Source organism: Neorhizobium sp. 05N33, from assembly GCF_056397445.1.
Genome location: NZ_JBFTNK010000002.1, coordinates 164,138 through 180,054, shown reverse-complemented (window position 1 = coordinate 180,054; position 15,917 = coordinate 164,138). Strand labels below are relative to the sequence as shown.

At 62.1% G+C, this 15,917-nt stretch carries 14 protein-coding genes; 4 read left to right on the top strand and 10 right to left on the bottom strand.

Going from position 1 to position 15,917, the window contains the following annotated elements; translation table 11 throughout:
• Positions 1 to 49 precede the first annotated feature (49 nt).
• The gene (locus AC1DLT_RS05155) at positions 50 to 1,957 is read left to right on the top strand and encodes a sensor domain-containing diguanylate cyclase (protein ID WP_477486086.1); all 1,908 of its coding nucleotides are present in this window, start codon (positions 50 to 52) and stop codon (positions 1,955 to 1,957) included.
• Positions 1,958 to 2,122: 165 nt separating this feature from the next.
• On the top strand, positions 2,123 to 3,583 hold the full coding sequence (locus AC1DLT_RS05150) for an MFS transporter (protein WP_247037997.1): 1,461 nt from the start codon (positions 2,123 to 2,125) through the stop codon (positions 3,581 to 3,583).
• Between the two features lie 81 nt (positions 3,584 to 3,664).
• Here AC1DLT_RS05150 and msrA read toward each other — a convergent pair whose 3' ends face one another.
• From msrA to AC1DLT_RS05125, 5 genes are all read right to left on the bottom strand, one after another.
• Complete coding sequence (msrA, locus tag AC1DLT_RS05145; RefSeq protein ID WP_477486085.1) at positions 3,665 to 4,393, bottom strand: peptide-methionine (S)-S-oxide reductase MsrA; 729 nt, start codon at positions 4,391 to 4,393, stop codon at positions 3,665 to 3,667.
• Between the two features lie 43 nt (positions 4,394 to 4,436).
• Positions 4,437 to 4,931 (bottom strand): peptide-methionine (R)-S-oxide reductase MsrB, encoded by a 495-nt coding sequence (msrB, locus tag AC1DLT_RS05140; RefSeq protein ID WP_247037993.1) that lies wholly within the window; start codon positions 4,929 to 4,931, stop codon positions 4,437 to 4,439.
• A gap of 164 nt (positions 4,932 to 5,095) precedes the next feature.
• Positions 5,096 to 7,489 carry a phosphoketolase family protein gene (locus tag AC1DLT_RS05135; RefSeq protein WP_477486084.1) on the bottom strand — a complete coding sequence of 798 codons (2,394 nt, stop codon included), beginning with the start codon at positions 7,487 to 7,489 and terminating at the stop codon, positions 5,096 to 5,098.
• 64 nt (positions 7,490 to 7,553) lie between these two features.
• Complete coding sequence (locus tag AC1DLT_RS05130; protein WP_477486083.1) at positions 7,554 to 8,738, bottom strand: acetate/propionate family kinase; 1,185 nt, start codon at positions 8,736 to 8,738, stop codon at positions 7,554 to 7,556.
• Positions 8,735 to 9,769: a bifunctional enoyl-CoA hydratase/phosphate acetyltransferase gene (locus AC1DLT_RS05125; protein ID WP_477486082.1), complete on the bottom strand. Its 1,035-nt coding sequence runs from the start codon at positions 9,767 to 9,769 to the stop codon at positions 8,735 to 8,737. Before AC1DLT_RS05125 ends, AC1DLT_RS05130 begins: the two co-directional genes overlap by 4 nt.
• A 67-nt stretch (positions 9,770 to 9,836) precedes the next feature.
• Between AC1DLT_RS05125 and AC1DLT_RS05120 the strand changes: the two genes are divergently transcribed.
• The gene (locus AC1DLT_RS05120) at positions 9,837 to 11,351 is read left to right on the top strand and encodes a bifunctional aminoglycoside phosphotransferase/ATP-binding protein (protein WP_477486081.1); all 1,515 of its coding nucleotides are present in this window, start codon (positions 9,837 to 9,839) and stop codon (positions 11,349 to 11,351) included.
• Positions 11,352 to 11,400: 49 nt separating this feature from the next.
• Here AC1DLT_RS05120 and adhP read toward each other — a convergent pair whose 3' ends face one another.
• Positions 11,401 to 12,429, bottom strand: a complete 1,029-nt coding sequence (gene adhP / locus AC1DLT_RS05115) for an alcohol dehydrogenase AdhP (protein ID WP_477486080.1) — start codon at positions 12,427 to 12,429, stop codon at positions 11,401 to 11,403.
• A 211-nt stretch (positions 12,430 to 12,640) separates the two neighbouring features.
• Here adhP and AC1DLT_RS05110 point away from each other — a divergent pair, with 211 nt between their 5' ends.
• Entirely contained in the window at positions 12,641 to 13,084 is a 444-nt protein-coding gene (locus AC1DLT_RS05110) for a hypothetical protein (RefSeq protein WP_477483770.1), read from the top strand.
• 70 nt (positions 13,085 to 13,154) lie between these two features.
• Here AC1DLT_RS05110 and AC1DLT_RS05105 read toward each other — a convergent pair whose 3' ends face one another.
• The 4 genes from AC1DLT_RS05105 to AC1DLT_RS05090 form a co-directional block, all read right to left on the bottom strand.
• Positions 13,155 to 13,418: a DUF1488 family protein gene (locus AC1DLT_RS05105; protein ID WP_038540019.1), complete on the bottom strand. Its 264-nt coding sequence runs from the start codon at positions 13,416 to 13,418 to the stop codon at positions 13,155 to 13,157.
• A gap of 417 nt (positions 13,419 to 13,835) precedes the next feature.
• Positions 13,836 to 14,126: a hypothetical protein gene (locus AC1DLT_RS05100; protein WP_038548735.1), complete on the bottom strand. Its 291-nt coding sequence runs from the start codon at positions 14,124 to 14,126 to the stop codon at positions 13,836 to 13,838.
• A 138-nt stretch (positions 14,127 to 14,264) separates the two neighbouring features.
• Positions 14,265 to 15,305, bottom strand: coding sequence for a fatty acid desaturase (locus tag AC1DLT_RS05095; RefSeq protein ID WP_038540022.1), 1,041 nt, complete (start codon positions 15,303 to 15,305; stop codon positions 14,265 to 14,267).
• 86 nt (positions 15,306 to 15,391) lie between these two features.
• Positions 15,392 to 15,772, bottom strand: coding sequence for a DUF6481 family protein (locus AC1DLT_RS05090; protein WP_038540025.1), 381 nt, complete (start codon positions 15,770 to 15,772; stop codon positions 15,392 to 15,394).
• Positions 15,773 to 15,917: the final 145 nt, after the last annotated feature.

Sequence of the window (15,917 nt, the reverse complement as noted above, 5' to 3'; positions counted from 1 at the left end):
CGGATCGCAACTCCTGGGGCGCCCTGTTGCGTCGGTTTGGGAGAGAGAGATGATAGGTGCAATCAAATTCCTGCCCGCCAGGACGTTTGCTGCCGTTGCATTTGCTGTCTCCGGCTTCGTCGGCCTGATCGCCTGGGGAGAATATTCCAGCTGGAGGTCCCAGGTCGCCGGCATCGAGGCGGGCTTGGCCCAGACGGCCAAGGCGCTGGTGCAGCATGCCGACGACACGGTCGACATGGCGAGGTTTCCGCTGGCGGCCCTGATCACCCGCATCGAGCAGGAACGCGACGTGGTGGACATGCCGGCAAAGATCACGCAGGTGATGAAACGACAGGTCGAGACCACCCCTTGGCTCGACGCCCTCGCCGTCTTCGATGCTGATGGCAGAATGGTCGCGACATCGTCTTCGATCGACGCCAGCGGCATGAATTTTTCGGATAGGGAGTATTTTGTATTCCACCAATCCTCAGACACGCGCGAGCCCGTATTGGGCAGGCCGTTGAAGAACAAGTTGAACGGTCAGTGGATATTGCCGGTCACGCAGAGGATCAGCAATCCGGACGGAAGTTTCGGCGGCGTTGCGCTGGCGGCATTCATCCTCACCGAATTGACCAACTTCTTTCAGGGCTTCAGCCTGGGCAGCGAGGGCTCGTTCCTGTTGGTTCGCCGCGACGGCGTCGTGCTGGCGCGTGCGCCATTCCTCCAGACGCTGCTTGGATCGAGCATCTCGTCCTACGATCTGTTCACGGACCATCTCCGCCAACGGCATTCCGGCTCCTATCACTACGTCTCCCCGATTGATGGCCTGCAACGCATAGGCGGCTTTTATCAGAGCGAGCGCAGCGGCCTGGTCGGACTTGCTGCGGTATCCCAGTCCGAAGCGCTGGCGACCTGGATGAAGGGCGCGCGGATACGATGGGTCGCGTGCCTTATCCTGGTGGCGATCACCGGCTTCCTGGTTTGGCGCTGGCGGCGCCAGGTGATGTTGCGGCGGGCGAGCGAAGCACTGCTGGTGGCGCGCGAAGCGGAATTCCGGCTGCTTGCGGAAGGTTCGGGCGACCTGATTCAACGCTTCAACGGCCATGGGATCAGGGAATATCTCTCGCCATCGGTCAGGGAGATACTCGGTGTCGACGCCGAGGCGATGCTTGGCACTCATATTCTCGAGAACCTGCATGAGGACGATCACGGTGCCGTCACCGAGGTCATGGCCCGGCTGCGGGAAGGGTCGACCAGGGAAAATATGATCGTCCGGCGCAAACGGGCCGACGGCAAGCAGATCTGGCTCGAGACCACTTTGAACAGGCTGCCGGGCGGCACCGGCGGTACCGATATTCGCATTGTTGCCGTCACACGCGACGTCACGCGTCAGAAGAGCCTCCAGGAAGAGCTGGATGCGCTCGCCAATACCGACGAACTTACCCAACTCGCCAATCGCCGCTCCTTCAATATCCATTTCGAGGACATGGTGTTGCAGGCGGCACAGCAATACGCGCCGCTCTCTCTTCTGATGATCGACGCGGACCACTTCAAGCTGTTCAACGATACCTATGGCCACGCCTCCGGCGACGACTGTCTGCGAGCGATTGCCACTGTCGTGCGCGGTTCGATCCGTCGGTCGAAGGATCTTGCCGCCCGTTATGGCGGCGAGGAACTTGCGGTCCTGTTGCCGGATACGAATGGCGCCGGTGCGTTGAAGGCGGCGGAAAACATCCGCCAGCGCGTCGCCGGCCTTCAATTGCCGCATGAGAAGAACCTTCCCTGGGGGCACGTGACGATCAGCATAGGCACCGCGACCTTCTATCCCGCAGCAGGCGCCAAGCTGACGACCGCGGAACTGTTCGAGCGCGCCGACCATGCGCTCTACCGGGCGAAAAACAACGGTCGCAATCAGGTCGCGGCTGGCGGGGATGAGGCGGCCAGGACCACCGTTCGGCCGGAAATCAAGTCCGTCTGACCGCCTGCCACGCTCATTGGCCCGTTATATCCTTGATAAATGCCAGATTTCGCGCTTGACGTCGGCCCGGAGGGGAATACTAAGAAACATCCCCCACCGACGGCCGTTTGACCGCCGAACATCCATCCCTATCGTGTTCGCCCCGCGGCGTTCCCAGGTGAACCCATGACCAATCCAAGCTCCAACCGGGCGCTCGTCATTGCGGCCGTCATGGCAAGCATGGCGATGATCGCAATCGAGGCGACGATCGTCTCGACGGCCATGCCGCAGATCGCCGCCCAGCTCGGTCAATTAAACCTCTATAGCTGGGTCTTCTCCTCCTTCCTGCTGGCACAGACCGCGATGACCGTGGTGTTCGGCAAGCTTTCCGACATCTACGGCCGCAAGCCGATCATCCTGTTCGGTACGGCGATTTTCCTGATCGCCTCGGTTCTGGCAGGTTTCGCCTGGTCGATGCCGTCGATGATCGCCTTCCGGCTGTTGCAGGGCATCGGCGCCGGTGCGATCCAGCCGGTCATCATGACGGTCGTCGGCGATCTGTATCCGGGCGCGGAACGTGGCAAGGTCCAGGGATATCTCGCCAGCGTCTGGGCGCTTTCTGCGGTCGTCGGGCCGTTGCTCGGCAGCATTATCGTCCACAGCCTGCCTTGGGCCTGGGTGTTCTGGATCAACGTGCCGATCGGCATCATGTCGGCGATTGGCTTCATCGTGTACCTGCACGAAGAAAAGCAGACCCGGACGGCATCAATCGACTTTCTGGGGGCAGGCCTCTTCGCCGTGGCCATTTCCGCGCTGATGATCGCGCTCACCGAAACCGAAGGTGCCACCGGCTATCTGTTCGTTTCGTTGGCGATCTTCCTCGTCAGCTTCCTGCTGTTCATCTGGCAGGAGCGGCGCGCCTCGGCTCCGATGGTTTCGTTGGAACTCTGGCTGAAGCGGCCGATCGCTTTTGCCAATACGGCGGTCTTTCTCTCCAGCATGGCGATCATGGGGCTGACGACCTTCCTGCCGATGTACGTGCAGACGGTGCTCAACCGCTCGCCGCTGGTGGCCGGGTTCACGCTGACCATGCTGCTGGTCGGCTGGCCGAGCGGCGGGACCTTCGCCTCGCGGATGTTCCCGCGCTTCGGACTGCGGCCGCTGATGATCGCCGGCAGCCTCTTCGTTCCGGTCGGGGCGTTTCTCCTGGTGCTGCTGACGCCGGAAAGCTCACCCGTCCAGGCAGGCGCCGGCTCGCTGCTGATGGGCTTCGGCATGGGCCTGCTCAATATCTCCGGCCTGGTGATCATCCAGGACAATGTCGGCTGGTCCGAACGCGGCAGCGCGACGGCCTCCAACGTCTTTTCCCGCAATCTCGGCAGCACGCTCGGTGCAGCGCTTCTCGGCGCCGTCCTGACCTACGGGCTTGCCAATTCCATTACGGGGCCGATCACGTCCGATCAGTTGCGCGATCTGCTGCAGGGCGTCGGCGGCGGACTTGCGGCCGGTTCGCCCATCAGGTCCGCGCTTCAGCACGCGCTGCACATGACCTTCATCGCGATGTTCCTGATCACTGCGCTCATCATCGTCGCCTGCCTCTGCGTTCCGGGTGTTGCACGGCGCACCGAGGCGGCGCAGGAAGGCTGAGGCCTTCGAGACGGCCGATATCGCCGGACGGGCGGCGATATCGTTTGGGCTAAAGCAGTGCGGGAGCCGTATGTTACGGGCTCAGTTGCCTATGCCGGCCTGTGCGACCAGGACCGGCTTGTCGCGGTAATCGCTCGGGAACAGCTTCTTCAGGTTCTCGATCTTCGGCAGGTCGTTATAGACGATATAGGGATAGGTCGGGTTCTGGGTCAGGAAGTCCTGATGGTAGGCTTCCGCCGGATAGAAGGCCTTGCCCGGCTCGATCGTCGTGGCAATCGCCGCATGGAAGATTTTGGCCTTGTTGAGCTGGTCGATATAGGCCTTGGCGACGCGGGCCTGATCCTCGCTGGTCGGGAAGACCGTCGAGCGATACTGCGTACCCGTATCCGGCCCCTGGCGGTTGAGCTGGGTCGGATCATGCGCGACCGAGAAATAGATCTGCAGCAGGTGCCCGTAGGTGACCTTTTTCGGATCGAAGGTGACCCGGACCGATTCCGCATGGCCCGTCTTGCCGTAACCGACCGTCTCGTAGGCGGCGGTATCCTTGGCGCCGCCGGCATATCCGGAGACGGCGTTCTTGACGCCTTCGACATGCTGGAACACGCCCTGGACACCCCAGAAACAGCCGCCGGCGAAGATGGCGGTTTCGGTCGCAGCCGTGCTCGCCGCCTGGTCGATCGCGGGAGCGGGGATGGCAATTCCTTCCTCGGCCGTAGCGCTGCTGGCCGCGCCAAACGTCAGGCCTGCCAAAACCAGCGCAGTGCCGGCAAAGGCGGTGAGGGTATAGGGTGTTTTCGTTCTGTTTTTCATGGCGGTCTCCTCAACCGAAGTGAATGAAGGATAGGGCGGCGGATCAGGCCGATACGGCACGGAATTTCATGACTGCGCCATTCATGCAGTAGCGCAGACCGGTCGGCTTCGGTCCGTCGTCGAAGACATGGCCGAGATGGCCACCACAACGGGCGCAATGAACCGCGACGCGGACCATGCCGAGCGTCGTGTCGCTCACCGTGCCGACGGCGTCCTTGAGAGGTGCCCAGAAGCTCGGCCAGCCGGTGCCACTTTCGAATTTCGTCTCCGACGAGAAAAGCGCCTGGTCACAGCCGACGCAGGCGAACGTGCCCTTGCGGTGTTCATTGAGGAGCGCGCTGCTGCCGGGATATTCGGTGCCTTCCTCGCGCAGGATATTGTACTGCTCCGGCGTCAAAAGCTTGCGCCATTCGTCGGCCGTATGGGTCACGGGGAAACTGTTTCCGACCGCCGCGAACGTCGAGCGGATGCTCGCGGCCAGAGGGACTACGGCCAGCGTCAGCGCGCTGCCGGCCAGGAATATACGTCTGTTCATCATGGCGGAACCTCCCGGTCCATAATCTGCTTTCCTGCATGATTACGGAAGAGGCGTGCGGTTGGTTACACACATCGCCGGGAAACACCGAAACGTGATCTCGCGTCGAGTTTCCCGACCTGGGTGAAGGCCCTGGCCCGGAGGCTAGGACCTTCGCGGATACGGCATCAGCGCGCCGGCCATTTCCATTTCTGGATTTCCGGCATGTCCTCGCCATGTTCGCGGACATAACGCGTGTGCTCGCCAAGCTTGCTCTTCAGCATGTCGACCACATCAGCCGCCTTTTCCTTCAGTCCGGGAACGCGCGCGATTGCCTCGATAGCGAGGTGGAACCGGTCGAGTTCGTTCAGCACCGTCATGTCGAAGGGCGTTGTCGTCGTGCCTTCCTCGATGAAGCCGCGCACATGGATGTTCTGGTGATTGGTGCGTTTGTAGGTCAGCCGGTGGATGAGGTAGGGATAGCCGTGATAGGCGAAGATCACCGGCCGGTCGGTGGTGAACAGCCGGTCGAATTCCTCGTCCGGCAGTCCGTGCGGATGCTGGTCCTGAGATTGCAGGGCGAGCAGGTCGACGACATTGACGACGCGGATCCTCAAGTCGGGGATCGCTTCGCGCAACAGGGAGACTGCCGCAAGCGTCGCCAGGGTCGGCACGTCGCCGGCGCAGGCCATCACCACGTCCGGCTCGACCGCGCCGCTCTCGTTGCCTGCCCAGTCCCAGATGCCGATGCCGGCTTCGCAATGCCGGATCGCCTCGTCCATCGTCAGCCATTGCGGCTCCGGCTGTTTGCCGGCGACGATGACGTTGACGCGGTCCCATGTCTTCAGGCAGTGGTCGCCGATCCATAGAAGCGTATTGGCATCCGGCGGCAGGTAGATGCGCACGATATCCGCCTTCTTGTTGGCGACGAGGTCGACGAAGCCGGGGTCCTGGTGGGAAAAGCCATTATGGTCCTGCCGCCAGACATGCGAGGTCAGCAGATAGTTGAGGGAGGAAACGGGCTTCCGCCACGGCAGTTCGCGCGACACCTTCAGCCACTTGGCATGCTGGTTGAACATCGAGTCGACGATGTGGATGAAGGCCTCGTAGCATGAGAAGAAACCGTGCCGGCCGGTCAGCAGATAACCTTCCAGCCAGCCCTGGCAGAGATGCTCGGAAAGCACCTCCATCACCCGGCCGTCGCGCGACAGGTGCACGTCGTAGGGCTCGATCCGTTCCATCCAGACGCGGGAGGTGGCCTCGAAGATATTGCCGAGCCGGTTCGATTCCGTTTCGTCAGGGCCGAAGATCCGGAAGTTGGAATTAATGTCGTTGAGCTTCATCACGTCGCGCAGATATTTGCCGAGGATTTCCGTCGTCTGGACCATCTCGGCACCCGGCGTGTTGACGGGCACCGCATAGTTGCGGATGTCGGGCACGACGAGTTCCTTGCGAATGAGGCCGCCATTGGCACGCGGGTTAGCCCCCATGCGGCGTTCTCCCCGGGGCGAGAGCGCGCGCAATTCCTCCTTCAGGCGCCCATTGCCGTCGAAAAGGTCTTCCGGGTCGTAGCTCCGCATCCAGTCCTCGAGGATCTTGCGGTGACCGTCATCCTCGCGGCAGCCCGAGACCGGCACCTGATGGGCGCGCCAGAAACCTTCGACCTTCTTGCCGTCGACTTCTTTCGGGCCGGTCCAGCCTTTCGGGCTGCGCAGCACGATCATCGGCCAGCGTGGGCAGGTATCTGGTGCCTTGCCTTCGCGCGCCTGAGCCTGGATCGTGCGGATGCGATCGAAGACGGCGTCGAAGGTCGAAGCCATCTGCCGGTGCATCTTCTCCGGCTCGTGGCCCTCCACGAAGAACGGTTCGTAGCCGTAGCCGCGGAAAAGATGGTCGATATCCTCGTCAGCCATGCGGCCGAGCAGCGTCGGGTTGGCGATCTTATAACCGTTGAGATGCAGGATCGGCAGCACGGCACCGTCGCGGGCGGGGTTGAGGAACTTGTTCGAATGCCAGCTTGCGGCAAGCGGACCGGTTTCGGCCTCGCCATCGCCGACGACGCAGGCGACCACCAGATCCGGATTGTCGAAGGCCGCGCCGAAGGCGTGCACCAGCGCATAGCCAAGTTCGCCGCCTTCATGGATGGAGCCGGGCGTTTCCGGTGCCGCGTGGCTCGGAATGCCGCCGGGGAAGGAGAACTGCCGGAACAGCTTTCGCATGCCGGCCGCATCCTCGCCGATCTCGGGATAAATCTCGCTATAGGTGCCTTCGAGATAGGTGCTGGCGACCATGCCCGGCCCCCCGTGGCCGGGACCGCAGACGTAGATCATGCTGAGATCGCGGTTGCGGATGATCCGGTTGAGATGCGCATAGATGAAGTTGAGGCCGGGGGTGGTGCCCCAGTGGCCGAGCAGCCGCGGCTTGATATGCTCCGGCTTCAGCGGCTCCTTCAAGAGCGGGTTGTCAAGCAGATAGATCTGCCCGACGGAGAGATAGTTCGCCGCCCGCCAGTAGCGGTCGATGAGCGCCAGTTCCTCCGCCGTCGTCTCATGGTTTTCCGGCTCGATGGTCTTGAGTTGCATCTCATTCTCCTTCGATAGGTCGACCACATCTACCGCGGGCGTCCGCCCGGGCTCATGACATGGATCAAGGCTGCGAATTGAGGATGGCGAGGCATTCCTCGGCGATCATCCGTTCCTCGTCGGTCGGGATGACATAAACCGCGACGCGGGCCGCGGGCGTGCTGATCTTCAGGGCGTTGCTGTGGTTTGCCGCCGTATCCAGTTCGACGCCGAGCCAGAGCAGGCGTTCGGCGATGCGCTTCCGGACCTCCGGCTGGTTCTCCCCGATGCCGGCGGTGAAGACCAGCGCATCGAGACCGCCGACCGTCGAGGCAAGCCTTCCGACCTCGCCGGCGATCCTGAGCGCGAAGAGATCGATTGCCTCCCGGGCCTGGCTGCCGCCGTCCGCGATCAGTTCGCGGGTATCGCCGCTGAGGCCCGAGACGCCGAGCAGGCCGGACTTGTGGTAGAGCATGTCCTCCACCTCCTCGACCGATTTCCCGAGCGGACCCAGGAAATGCAAGAGCACGCCGGGATCGAGCCAGCCCGGCCTCGTCGCCATCGGAATGCCGTCGAGCGTCGAGAAGCCCATGCTGGAATCGCGGCTCTCTCCCTTCTCGATGGCGCAGAGGCTGGCGCCGCTGCCGAGATGGGCGATGACGACTTTGCCGTTCGCGATGTCCGGGGCCTCCCGGACGAGTGCACCAGCCACATACCGGTAGGAAAGTCCGTGGAAGCCGTACCGTTTGATGCCTTGGTCGTGATAGGCGCGGGGGATGGCGAGACGCCGTACGAGATCCGCCTGCGTGGCATGGAAGGTGGTGTCGAAGGAGCCGGTCTGGAAAAGCGCCGGCCGCAGGTGCCTGACCGCCCTGATCATCCGTAGCGCCTGCGGCTGGTGAAGCGGCGCCAGTTCCGTCAACGACTGGACCTTGGCGATCGTCTCGGCGGTCAGTTCCACCGGGCCGTCGAAGACGTCGCCGCCATGGACGATCCGGTGGCCGGCGGACGTGACGGCGTCGAGGTCGAAATGCTTGTCGAGTTCCCGGAACACCTCGTCCATCAGTTCGGCCAGATCGTCGCTGGCTTCGCCCTCCAGCGGCAGATCGAACTGCTCCGGGCCTTCCTTCAGATGCAGCGTCAGCGGGTAGGTTCCGAAATCGACGACGGCCTTGCCGATCCGTTCCGGCCTGTCGCCGTCCACCTTGAAGATGCCGATCTTCACCGTCGAAGAGCCGGCATTGAACGTCAGGAGAAGGTTGTCCGTCATAGAGGCATCCTTGCTTCAAGTCGTTTCGCAGCGGTGAGCCTCGCAAGAGCGGCCGACGCGGTTCGAACCTTGGCCGGGTCTGCGCGGCTTGTCAGTATGATAGGAACCCGGGCGCCGAGGACCAGTCCTGCGGCGTCTGCACCGGCGAAATAAATGAGCTGCTTGGCGAGCATATTGCCGGCTTCGAGATCGGGAACCAGCAGGATATCCGCCCGGCCGGCGACCGGAGAGGCGATACATTTTGCCTGCGCGGCCTCGACGCTGATTGCATTGTCGAAGGCGAGCGGACCGTCGACGACCGCCCCTTCGATCTGCCCGCGCGCCGCCATGACGGTCAAAGCCGCCGCGTCCAGCGTCGAGGGCATCTTGCTGTTGACGGTCTCGACGGCGGCCAGCACCGCCACAAGCGGCTTTGCGACGCCGAGAAGGTGCATGAGATCGACAGCATTCTGGCAGATGTCGCGCTTCTGATCGAGGTCCGGCTGGATGTTGATTGCCGCGTCGGTGACGATCAGCAGCTTGTCATAGGCCGGAATGTCCATGACGTAGACATGGCTCATGCGCCGCCCGGTCTTCAGTTTCGAGGCCGGCGCGACCACTGCCGAAAGCAATTCGTCGCTGTGCAGGCTGCCTTTCATCAGGGCAGCGACCTTGCCCGTGGAGGCGAGTTCGACGCTTCGCTCGGCCGCCGCATGGCTGTGCTCAACGGGCTCGATGTCGATGCCGGCAAGCGAAAGTTCGGCGGCGTCCGCGATGGCCCTGATCTTGTGCTCCGGGCCGACCAGGATCGGATCGAGAAGGCCCTGTTCCTTGAGTTCCACGGCAGACCGCAGGGTCTCGGTCGAACATGGATGGACAACCGCCGTCCGCATCGCCGGCAGCGAAATCGCTTGGCGGATGATGGCCTCGTATCGGCCGTGATGTCTGAGCATGATGTCCACGGGAATCGACCTGTTCCTCTCGCTGAGAGCGCATGAGGGGGCGCCTACGGTGACCTGTGTCGCCCGGAACGGAGCCGCTTTCCTTGACACAGCTCAATGTGCCGACGCCGCGATCCGTGGACTGTCGAGCCGGTGCCGTTCAGCATAAGGTGCAGCCATGATGACAGAAGATCAGAGCAAGACGGCAGCCTTTCTGGCCAACCCGGCATCCTATGGGATCGCAGTCCCCGTCGAGCGGATGGAGACGCATATCTCGTTGATTTTCCTCGTCGGCGACCGGGTCTACAAGCTGAAGAAAGCGCTCAAACTTCCCTATCTCGATTTCTCGACTGCCGCGATCCGTGAGGATGCCTGCCGCAAGGAGGTCGCGCTGAACAGCGAGACTGCTCCCGGTCTCTATATCGGCGCGCGGCGGATCACCCGTTCGGACGCCGGCACTTTGGAGTTCGACGGCGACGGGCCGCTCGTCGATGCCGTCGTCGGAATGACCCGGTTCGAACAGGGCCAGCTCTTCGACCGGATGGCGATCGCTGGCCATCTGACGCAGGAGCTGATGACGCAGACCGCCCGGATGATAGCGTTCTATCATCGCCGTGCACCGGCTGTTTCGAAAGGAGGCGGGGCGGCCAATATCGAAGCTGTCCTCGACATCAACGATGCCGGGTTTGCGACCGGCCATGTCTTCGGTGCGGGAGAGGTGGCGAAACTGAGCGAGATCTTCCGGTCCCGGCTCGTGCAACACAGCGAGCTTCTCGACCGGCGGGCGCTGGCGGGCAAGGTTCGCCGTTGCCATGGTGATCTTCACTTGCGCAACATCTGCCTGCTGGGCGGCAAGCCTTGCCTGTTCGACTGCATCGAATTCAATCTCGGGATCGCCACCGTCGATGTCCTCTATGACCTTGCCTTTCTGCTGATGGATCTCTGGCACCGCGGTTTCCCCGATCTCGCCAATCTGGTGATGAACCGCTATCTCGATGAAACAGACGACGAGGGTGGGTTCTGCCTCCTGCCGTTCCTGATGGCGATCAGGGCCGCGGTCCGCGCGCATGTGACGGCGACCCAGGCCGAAGAGCCAGGCCAGGATGCCGCCAGGCTGGGGCAGGAAGCGAAGTCCTATTTCGATCTCGCCCATGGTCTCCTGAGGGAAACGTCGCCGCGCCTGATCGCGATCGGCGGCCTCAGCGGTTCCGGTAAGACGACGGTCGCGGATTGCTTGGCCGCCAAGGTCGGCGCGCCGCCGGGAGCGAGGATCGTCGAAAGCGATCGTATCCGGAAAGCCCTGCATGGCGTCTCGGCCGAGACAAGACTTCCGATCTCGGCCTATCAACCCGATGTATCGAGGAAGGTCTATCACGCAATGGCGAGGCATGCGGAACTGATCCTCACCCAGGGAGGATCCGTCGTCGCCGACGCAGTCTTCGACGATCCGGACAATCGGCACCTCATGGAGGCTGCGGCTGCAAAGACCGATGCCAGCTTCCAGGGTATCTGGCTCGAGGCAGATCCGGAACTGCTCTGGCAGCGGGTCCGCGAACGGGCCGGAGGCCCCTCGGATGCCACCACCGACGTGCTGTCCGGGCAATTGGCCCGCAAGCCTGCGGATATAACCTGGCGGCATCTCGATGCGTCGAAAGAGCCCGATGCCATTGCCGCCGCGATCCTGCACGAATGATTTCAGCGCCGGACGTGTATCGCCCGACGCTGAATGATCACAAGGGTACTTACGAAAAATCCAGCACCATACGTCCGTCAATCTTGCCGTCCTTCAGGCGTGCGAAGATGTCGTTGATGTCCTCGAGCGGTGCCTTGTGGATCTCCGCCTTGACCTTGCCTTCCGTAGCAAAGGCGATCGCCTCGTCGAGATCGCGTCGTGTCCCGACAATCGAGCCGCGCACCGTGATACGTTTGAGTACGACGTCAAAGATCGGCGTCGGGAACTCGCCGGGCGGTAGGCCGACCAGGCTGACAGTTCCCTTGCGTCTCACCATCCGGATCGCCTGGGAGAAAGCCGGCGGCGAGACGGCGGGGACCAGAACGCCATGCGCGCCGCCGCCGGTCGCACTGATAACCTCTTCGACAGCGGTAAGCCTGCGGGCATCCACCATCAGGTCGGCGCCGAGGCTGCGGGCAAGTTCCAGCTTATCGGCACTGACGTCGAGTGCTACCACATGAAAACCCATTGCCTTGGCATATTGGATAGCGACATGGCCAAGCCCGCCGATACCGGAAATCGCCACCCATTCGCCGGGCCTCGCTTCGGTCTCCTTCAGGCCTTTGTAGGTGGTCACGCCGGCGCAGAGGATCGGCGAAATTGCCGCAAAGTCAACATTCTGCGGCAGTCTTGCGGCAAAGGCGGCGGATGCGATGACATATTCGGCAAATCCGCCATTGCAGCTATAGCCAGTATTGTGCTGGTGCTCGCAGAGCGTCTCCCAGCCGGTCTCGCAATATTCACAGGCAAGGCATGCGTCGTGCAGCCAGGCAACGCCGACGGCGTCGCCTTCTTTCAATCCTGTCACGCCCGGGCCGAGCTCGACGACGATGCCGGCCGCCTCGTGTCCGGGGATGAACGGCGGATTGGGCTTGACGGGCCAGTCGCCATCGGCGGCGTGAAGGTCGGTATGGCAGACGCCGCAGGCCATGACCTTGACGAGGATTTCGCCTGGACCCGGCACGGGCACCGGGACGCATTCGATCGCAAGTGGCTTGCCGAATTGGTGCACGACAGCGGCTTTCATCGTTCGCGTCATGTTCGTCTCCTTGTTGTGGGAAGCATGAATGCCGCAACGATTATCTCTGACGCGGGCCGCTTCATTGACCCAGCGCAAGCGCGGGGCTGACGGTTCAGCCCTGCGCCCGTTGATGCGCGTCAATGTTCATGGCGCCGATAGCACTCAGAAATAGAGTTTGGAGAGCCGGCCCGGCGATCTGCATGGGCCTTCCTGGAGCGAGGATATGGAGATGGATTACGACGTGGGTGTCCTCAACGCTGCGGATGTCTATCGCGCTTACGCGGTCGTCCAACTGGTCATGTCAGGGCTGGATCTGCAGCGATGGAAGCGGCTGACCGCTTCGGCGTCATTGCGCCGTGATTGGCTGGCGGTGACGGATGCGCAAGGGTATGTTCGCGGCCTTTGCCACGTCTTCGCCCGCGAGCACCCGGTCTACGGGCGCCAGCTCGAAATCCCTCTCTTTGCATCCGTCAGCCTTCTCGATGACCAGCGCGTTGCAAGACATCTTTTCGAGTTCGCCAAGCTAAGGGCAAAACTGGACGGGTGTGAGAAGGTCCATTTCTGGTCCTCCGCATCGAGAGACTGGGGCAGCCTCGATACACTCAGGGACGCGGGACCTTGGGACGATGGATTGGTCTATGATATGGGCACTGACCGGGCCACGGTTCATTGACCGCGTTGAGCGCCCGGAGCCTCGAAGGCAGCGGGCCGCCTCTCGGTAGGCGATCAGATTTCCATCCGAATTAGCCGAGATCGGCCGCCGTCAGCGTATAGGTAGTGCCGCGATTGGGGCGATATGCTCTCATTGCAGCATCCTGGATGCTGGATCTGGCCGCATCAAAGGCCTGGAGGTAATCGTTCTCCGACATGCCTGTCGCCGTTCTGCTGGCGAGTGCTTCGGCTTCCACGAAAAACCTGACCTCGAACATGCCGTCATAGCCCAGGAAACGAACGACCTTGCGCGCTTCGTCGAAACTGCGGCTTCTATTCGGAAATATCAGGGTCATGGCGGTTTCAATTCGAGATAGAACGCGTTCTCTGGGGGGCGGCGTTCCGGGTTTCTGATGATGCGTATGCCAAGTCAGAATAGGTCGCGAAGCAGGATGAAGAGAATGAATGCCATGCAAACAGCCGGCACCGCGATGCGGAACAGGTGTGCATAACCTACCCGATGTAACTGCGGGCCTGTCTGGGAAGAAGGTTGGATTCGCCTGATGGAAGACATGCCGTCCTCCTCCTTGGGGCCAGGGCTCGCGCCCTTGATCGCAGCGCCCGTTCTGAATCTGCTACCTGCGGCTAATATGGGTCGAAAACGGACAAATACAAGGGTATTTCTCTCTGCTCCTCAAGAGAAGAGAGATCTGCTGCAGCCGTATTTCACTTGATCCGGCTGCTGCATATCGCACGGTATGACCGCATATCGGTTATTTGTTCTTCAGAAGCCATATCTTGCCGGCCATGGTGATTCCATGCGCCGATTCTTCCACCGAGACGTCCTCGTTGAGGACACGCAGAAGGCCGTGTTCCCGCAGTTCGTTCAGCGTCGTCGTCGTCAGGAACTTGATCTTCTGCGGCCGTTCCTTGAACCGGTCGTTCCGCGCGTAAGTCACGACCGCGTTCAGATGCGTCCACTTCTTGGCTTCCTGCGGGAACAGGTCACCATCCTTCGCCAGCTTGAGGCCCCTGACCTGGGTCGGCGTCAGCTCGACAGTCAGCGCATGCGCCGCCGGCGTCGGGGCGGTGGTCGTTTTGGTGTTCTCGGTCGTGTTCAATGTACAGTCCTTGATCGGTAGGGAGGTAGTCTTTGTGCATCGGTGCTCAGGCGGTGGTTTCAGCCTCGCCGATTGCAGCGGTTAAGAAGTCTTCGCCGCCTTGGCGGCATCGCGAAACGACAGGAGCTTTCGGCTCTTTTCGTCCCAGAGCACGAGTTTGACGCATTGGATGCTCTGCCAAAGCGTTATGCGGCCGATGCCGGCCAGTTCGGGGTGATCGCGCAACACCTCGGGCAGCCGGTAGTAGGGTATCCTGCTCGAAAGGTGATGGACGTGGTGGATGCCGATATTGCCGGTCAGCCAGCGAAGCACCAGCGGCAGGTCGTAATGGGAGGCGCCGTGAAGGGCGGCCTCCGGAAACTGCCAGTCCTCGGTCTTCGACCAATGGGTCTCCTCGAACTGGTGCTGAACATAGAAAAGCCAGACGCCGGCGGCCCCTGCGATCAGCACGATCGGCAGGTGGACCAGCAGAAAGGGCACCAGCCCGATCGCCCATATCATCAAGGCCGCAAGAACAGCGATCGCGAGATTGGTCGCCATCGTGGAAATCCAGGGCAGGGCGCCGGACCCCATCATTCCAAAGGGCAGGCGCTGTTTGAAGAGGAAAAGCCAGGCGGGTCCGATGCCGAACATTACCAGCGGATGGCGGTAAAGGCGATAGGCCAGCCGGCGCGACCAGGGAAGAGCCTGATATTCGGCGATCGTCAGCGTGGTGATATCGCCGACGCCGCGTTCGTCGAGGTTGCCGGCCGAGGCATGGTGGGCGGCATGTGCCCGGCGCCAGTAGTCATAAGGCGTCAGGGTCAGGACTCCCAGCACGCGTCCGGTCCAATTGTCCAGGCGTCGACGTGCGAAGAACGAGCCGTGCCCGCAATCGTGCTGGATCATGAACAGCCGCAGCAGAAAAGCGGCGGCGGGAAGGACGAGGATCAGCCCGATCGGGAAACCCAGGAATACGGAAATATAGGCGCCGGCCCAGAGGACGGCGAACGGCAGCACCGTGACAAGCAGTTCGAAGCTGCTGCGTCCGAAACGCGGCTGCCGATATTTAGAAAGAATCTTCAGCCACGCGCCGATATCGTCTTCGGTATCGGGCGCTGGCGCATAGGCTCTGGCGTTCATGGAAATCGATCCACCTTTTTTGCCTCGGCATGCGGCGGGCCCGAAGCGGGATGTGCCTGCATGGTTTCAGGCACATGCCTCGAATATCAGCCCTGACGGGCCTTGCGTGCCGCGTAACGACGATCGCGCTCCGCCTTGCGGGCGGCTTCATCGGCAACGACCCGGGCAACCCGGGCGTTGGTTTCCGCTTGCTGGGCCTCGGCTGCGGCCTTTTCATGGGCTTCCGCGGCTGCGGCCAATGCGGCAGCTTCCTGCAGCTGGCGTTCGTTCTCCGCCGCCTTCAGCGCTTCGCGCTCGGCACGGCGGGCTTCTCTCGCGGCGGCAAGGGCCTCGCGTTCGGCGCGTCGTTCCTGCACGGCGGGATCGGTCGGTTTGGGGGCGGACGCAAACTTCGCCAAAAGCTCTCGCTTGGCATCCGCCGCTGTCTTGCGGCGCTCGGCAAAGCTGTTGTCGCTCGGGTGTCTCAATGTATCTTCCTTGTCAGATCTTGAATGTGGCGGTTGAAAACGAATATCGCGCTTAACGGGAAGTTATGCGGATGTTCGCGTCAGCCAAATGCCTCAACGGAAAAAGGCCAGACATATGCCTGGCCTTCACATATCTTTTGCCGCC

What these genes read in the sequence shown, in the direction of transcription:
- AC1DLT_RS05155 (WP_477486086.1), top strand. Translation starts at nt 50, where the DNA reads ATGATAGGTGCAATCAAATTCCTGCCCGCCAGGACGTTTGCTGCCGTT.
- AC1DLT_RS05150 (WP_247037997.1), top strand. Translation starts at nt 2,123, where the DNA reads ATGACCAATCCAAGCTCCAACCGGGCGCTCGTCATTGCGGCCGTCATG.
- msrA (WP_477486085.1), bottom strand. Translation starts at nt 4,393, where the DNA reads ATGAAAAACAGAACGAAAACACCCTATACCCTCACCGCCTTTGCCGGC.
- msrB (WP_247037993.1), bottom strand. Translation starts at nt 4,931, where the DNA reads ATGATGAACAGACGTATATTCCTGGCCGGCAGCGCGCTGACGCTGGCC.
- AC1DLT_RS05135 (WP_477486084.1), bottom strand. Translation starts at nt 7,489, where the DNA reads ATGCAACTCAAGACCATCGAGCCGGAAAACCATGAGACGACGGCGGAG.
- AC1DLT_RS05130 (WP_477486083.1), bottom strand. Translation starts at nt 8,738, where the DNA reads ATGACGGACAACCTTCTCCTGACGTTCAATGCCGGCTCTTCGACGGTG.
- AC1DLT_RS05120 (WP_477486081.1), top strand. Translation starts at nt 9,837, where the DNA reads ATGATGACAGAAGATCAGAGCAAGACGGCAGCCTTTCTGGCCAACCCG.
- adhP (WP_477486080.1), bottom strand. Translation starts at nt 12,429, where the DNA reads ATGACGCGAACGATGAAAGCCGCTGTCGTGCACCAATTCGGCAAGCCA.
- AC1DLT_RS05110 (WP_477483770.1), top strand. Translation starts at nt 12,641, where the DNA reads ATGGATTACGACGTGGGTGTCCTCAACGCTGCGGATGTCTATCGCGCT.
- AC1DLT_RS05105 (WP_038540019.1), bottom strand. Translation starts at nt 13,418, where the DNA reads ATGACCCTGATATTTCCGAATAGAAGCCGCAGTTTCGACGAAGCGCGC.
- AC1DLT_RS05095 (WP_038540022.1), bottom strand. Translation starts at nt 15,305, where the DNA reads ATGAACGCCAGAGCCTATGCGCCAGCGCCCGATACCGAAGACGATATC.